This is a genomic window from Candidatus Angelobacter sp., from assembly GCA_035607015.1.
Classification (GTDB): Bacteria; Verrucomicrobiota; Verrucomicrobiia; order Limisphaerales; family AV2; genus AV2.
On the sequence record DATNDF010000183.1, the window covers coordinates 1 to 5,039 of the forward strand.

The window sequence follows — 5,039 nt, forward strand, 5'->3', positions numbered from 1 at the left end:
CAGGTTCGTGATGCTGCTGGCTGCGGTAAACGTGAAGTCGATCCCGTTGGTGAAACGCACACCGACCAGGTTCAATGCGCCCGCGCCGATGTTTTTCAGCTCGACGTACTCAAAGTCGTCCGAGGAGTTGGTGCTCGCTGCGGGTGGTGGCGTGGGGTGATACATGATTTCAGTGATGACCAGCGGCGGGGTTGCAGCCACGAATGTAGCGACAGTCTCGCCGGACCACGGACTCGACAACGGCGGGTTGTTCACGCCGGTGAGATTGAAATGGTTCAGGTCGTACGCACGAGCCGCCACTCGCGCGTTGGCATTCAACGTGACCGGCGAACCGTAAACCCGCGCGGTCGGCGCGATACCGCCGCCGGGCGAGCGTGGATCAACGCCGTTGGTCGTGTAGTAGATGGTTGCTCCAATTGGGCCGGTTACGGTTAGCGGGAAGCCGGGCGAAATCGGTCCACCGTTGGCGCTGAAAACCGGCTTGGCCAGAAAATTGGTATCAATGAAATTCACCCGGCTCGCGAGCCAGTTCTTCAACAGGTTGACCTCGGCCTGGTAACTGCCGCCGCGGGGCGTGACGCCCCACCGGGTCTGTTCGCGCGGCTGTTCCTGGCGAACGGTGTTGGCCAGGCTGTCGATCAGCGCGTTCATGTTGGTCAGGGAAAACTTGTCCACCCGTAAGTCCTGCCATCGGTCAATCCACTTCTGCCAGAAATCAATGTCGTTAAACATTTCTCCCCACCACGGGTAATTGAAGAAGTCAGTGCCGAGGTCCTGAGTTTGCGAGCGCCAGACGCGGGGATTGGAATCGCGGCCATCGGTCGAATCCAGCGCGCGGTCGAAGTCCCAGATCGGGCCGAAGAAAAGCTTTCCGTTGCGTTCCTTGTAAAAGTAGGCGCTCAGACGGAGGGCGTCCACGTTGAACGCCATCACGTTGAGGATGTGATGATCAATCCACGAACCCACGTCCACATACGCCGGATAGCCGGTGACGGGATCGTTGATGAACAATGCGTTGCCGAATTCATCCATGTAATTCTGAAGATACTGCTGTTGCGGCGCGCGCTGGGGCAGAGTGATGTCCTGTTCCTTCGGATCCACGTAGGCGATGGGCTGTCCTGCGGCAAAGAAACCGTTGTCGCCCGGATCCAGCCGGTCGATCTTCATCATGTAGCCGCCGGTGACTTCGGGGGGATTGACGTTCTCCGGTTCCAGTTTGTCGATGTCCACGCGGTTTTTTCCGGTTTTGATTTTTTCCTCGAGCACGTAAATGCCGTTGTAATTCGCAGACGACACCGCGCCGCCGGCCGTGTTGAGGTAAACCTCCACGAAACGAGCACGAGAGGCGTAGCGGCCGATTTGATTGCTGAGATCGAGAATGAACGGGTTGTGAATCAACACCGGTTCGAAATTATTCGGTGCATACAGGACCCAGTCGGATTCTTCGGGCAGGCCCAGCGGCGAGGCATTCTTGTCGTTGTTGAAGTCGTCCCAAAACTCGACGGCCCAGCTTTGCTTGGGATAACCGGCCGTGCTTGAACCGCGCACACGGAGCGCCGCGCGCGTGCTCAAGGTGGGGGCATTGGTCAGCGAGGTCCTGCCGTTCTCGGGTTCGTAAAACGACATGTTTGCAAATTTTGAGACGCTGGCCGAAATGCTGCCCGCCCCGAGGGTGTGAATGACGATGACCGGCAGGTTGGAGGTAAAGTTGATGACGTTGGCGTTGAGTAAAATGTAGCTCTCACTGTGCAAAGGGCCCGGCAACAGACCGGGTTCGAAGGATCGTGCCCGCACCTGAACGGTGTTGGTGATGCTAATGGGGCCGGCATAAAGAGAGGACGTGTCCGTCGGCACGGTGCCATCAAGCGTAAAATGAATTGCCGCGTTGGTCGAGGTTGTCCAAAGCTCCAGCGGGAACGGGGTCGTGAACGTGCCCCCGTTCGCCGCGAATTCCACTTTTGCCGAAAAGCCGGCGCCCGCGGTTGAGTTTGGTCCTCCGGGAGTCGGCACGGTGAAGTAGCCGGTCACGTCAGGCGCCCCCTCAACCCGACCATACGACACGTCGGTCGGCTGCGGTGAAGGATAGGCCGGGGTAAACGACGAAACGATGTTTGTCGCCGGATCAACCAGCGCGAGAAACTCGCCGCCCGTTGAAAGCTGGAAGTTTGCGTGCAATTCGGCGGTGGCGTTTGTCCGGTCTTTGCCTGACGCGAAAACGAGCAGGTAACCGCCGGTGGGAAGCGTCACGATCGGAAACCGCCAGGCCATAAGATTTTTAGGATCGTCGGTCAGAGCCCATCCGGCCAGGTTCACGTCGTTTGCTGTGGGGTTGAAAAGTTCTATCCAGTCCGAGCTGTCGCCGTCTTCGTCATGGATTGTCTTTTTGTTGTCCGCCATGAACTCGGAAATCATCACCCCGGGTGGCGGCGCACTGGGGTCGAGCCTGTAACTCCAGCTTCCGCCAGTGAAATCGTTTGGCGTTCCGGCAAGATCGTGAATGCCGTTACCGACAGCCCACGCGACCTGGACGGTTCCCGTGGCAGGCTGTGGAAATTGAAAAACGTATTGCCACGGCGCGAACGCGGTCACGCTTGCGGCGGGGCTGCCGTTGATCAGCAGATCGGACGCGTCCACGCCCGCCACATCCTCGCTGAAATCGACCTCAACGGTCGTCAGGTTCTGCACGGTCGCGCCCGCGGCCGGAATCAAATTCACGACAGTTGGTGGTGTTGTGTCGGTTGTGGACGACAGTGCCGCATCGATCACGAAATCACTGCTGCCGGCGAGCGATGCGTTGAACGCCTGCACTGCTATGACGTTTGTGCCGGGAATCAGATAGATTCCGGGATTGCCCAGTGTGTCGTTTTGTTCCGGTACCGGCTCCGCCAGTGCGGGGGATGATGTTCCGTCAAAGGGAATGTCACCGCCCGGCATGTTGAATCGCGCGATTTCCGTGCCGTTTATCCACGCTATGAATCCATCGTCGCTAAATGCGTGAAACTGCAGCTCGCTGATGTCGGCCACGTTGGTCACGACGAATGTCTTGCGGAGGAAGATGCTCGTGTATCCGCCGAACATGTCGTCCAGCAGAGTGTTGCCGGTGTAGGACGTGGCCGTGCCCGGTGAGTTTTCGTAATGGAACGCCGCCTGCCCCGATGGCCAGGACGAGTCGTCAAAACCGACGGCCCGCCACGCCGTCGGATCAGGCACGGAGGCTTCGGAAAATCCCTTGAAATAAGTCCAGGTGGAGTTGGTGGGAAAGATGACAGCGGCATTGGCTCCACAAACCAATCCGACGTATAAAAATGCAAGAAACTTTCGCGTCACGACAAGGCAATCAGTTTTGGAAACCACCCTTTCTTAAGCAGTTTCTCTGCCTTAAAGCACGCGAATTCGCGCCAGCCCGGAGGAAGGGGAATTTGATCGGCACACGCAAAATAAACCTGATCCGCGGGCGCTTTGGCCGGACTCTTCAACTCGCAAAGATGCGGTCCATTTCGCCGGCCAGTTTCTTCAGACCTTCCGGGCTGTCGGCCCCGCCCTGCTCGGCGATTCCCCAGCCTTCATAGCCGATGTCGTCCAATGCCTTCATCACCGCCGGCCAGTTGTCATCGCCCTTGAGATATTCGACGTCGAAGCCCTTCCAGAGTCCCTCTTTGTTCGCCTTGTCGCGGCTGAATTCCTTGATGTGCAGTTTTTGAATGCGCTTGCCGAGAATGTGAATCCATTGTTCCGGCCAGCCGTAGGTGATGACGTTCCCCACGTCGAAATGCCAGCCCACCCACGGGCTGTTGAATTCATCCACGTATCGCGCGGCTTCGAGCGGGCTGAGCAAAAAATGGTTCCAGACATTTTCGATGGCGATCCTCACACCAAGTTCTTCCGCCAGCGGAAGCGCCTTGCGGATCTCCGCCTGCGAACGCTGGTAGGCGTCCGCGTAGGAAACCTGCTTGTTAACGACCGCCGGCACGAACAATACGGAACTTGCCCCGTATCGCCTGGCGTCGCGCAGCGCCTGTCTGAGTCCTTCCAGCCCTGCTTCGCGCACTTTTGGATCCGGGTCCGACACCGGCTTGTCCCAGTGAGTCGCGCAGCAACAGCTCGCGGCCTTCAGGCCGGTCTCTTCAAATGCCTTCACCACGTCGTCCTGGTTCATGTGACTCATCGGCTCGACGCCTTCGAAACCCGCTTCTCTGATCGCTTTGAATTTCTCCAGAACCGTGCCTTTCATGCCGACGGTGGCGTACATGATGGCTTTTTTGATGTTCCGCTTTTTGGGAACGACGGCGTCGTCTGCAGCGCCAGCAAAAGTGGAGGCGACTGTGATCGCAGCCAGCGCGCCGCTGCCCGTCCTTAAAAATTCACGGCGGTTCAAATTCGTTTGCATAATGGTTGTGACTTTATGGGCGACGAAATCAGTGATCCAAAGGCGTTGGCTCTAGCGGCGTTAGGCCATATAACTCCAAGTCTTACTGACTCCTTCATACTCAAACTCCGCCTGCTCTTTGGCCTCGTCGAGGCTCTGATGCCACGTGTCGCTGACAACATTCCAGTCCGCATCACAACCGAACAAATAAAACTGCTTCGAGCCGGGCGGCTGACAAACGGCCAAGCCAGCCATAGCCCCCATAAGCTGGCCTCTCGCGATCTGCCTCGTTTTGCCCGTGAACCGATGCCTCTCATCAATCGGAGAATAGCAAATCACCGGAAATGTGCCGACTTTTTTTGGTGCTGGCTTCATTTTGTGGAACGCGTTCGTGTGGCCCAACCTCTGATTCTGCGACACGCGGGCAAGGCGCTTCAGGGCGCGATCAAACAAACTTCGTGACTCCTGGCATCGCCATCGGCGGCGCTTCAAGCTTCATGTTCCACTCCAGTTTCTCCGGCACGAGCCGTTCCTGCGAGTTCAGCGCCTGTTCCCAGGTGATTTCCTGTCCGGTGTAGGCGGCCATGCGGCCCATGATGGCCGTGAGCGAACTGTGGGCCAGACGGACGCCGTTGTTGATGGGGTCGCCCGAGCGGATCGACGCGAAAAGCTC

Annotated in this window: 4 protein-coding genes; 1 reads left to right on the forward strand and 3 read right to left on the reverse strand. The window is 58.0% G+C overall.

From position 1 onward, the window contains the following. On the reverse strand, positions 1–3,354 hold a 3,354-nt coding region (locus VN887_07325; GenBank protein ID HXT39817.1), incomplete at its 3' end, for a CotH kinase family protein. Positions 3,355–3,472: 118 nt separating this feature from the next. After that, positions 3,473–4,387: a sugar phosphate isomerase/epimerase family protein gene (locus tag VN887_07330; GenBank protein ID HXT39818.1), complete on the reverse strand. Its 915-nt coding sequence runs from the start codon at positions 4,385–4,387 to the stop codon at positions 3,473–3,475. 15 nt (positions 4,388–4,402) lie between these two features. Here VN887_07330 and VN887_07335 point away from each other — a divergent pair, with 15 nt between their 5' ends. Next, the gene (locus VN887_07335; GenBank protein HXT39819.1) at positions 4,403–4,828 is read left to right on the forward strand and encodes a hypothetical protein; all 426 of its coding nucleotides are present in this window, start codon (positions 4,403–4,405) and stop codon (positions 4,826–4,828) included. Here VN887_07335 and VN887_07340 read toward each other — a convergent pair. Next, positions 4,812–5,039 (reverse strand): gfo/Idh/MocA family oxidoreductase (locus VN887_07340; GenBank protein HXT39820.1); only part of this gene is annotated, 228 nt, incomplete at its 5' end. The two genes, VN887_07335 and VN887_07340, sit on opposite strands and share 17 nt — an antisense overlap.

Coding starts and splice junctions, on each gene's coding strand:
- VN887_07330 (HXT39818.1), bottom strand. CDS start 4,387: ATGCAAACGAATTTGAACCGCCGTGAATTTTTAAGGACGGGCAGCGGC.
- VN887_07335 (HXT39819.1), top strand. CDS start 4,403: ATGGGCGACGAAATCAGTGATCCAAAGGCGTTGGCTCTAGCGGCGTTA.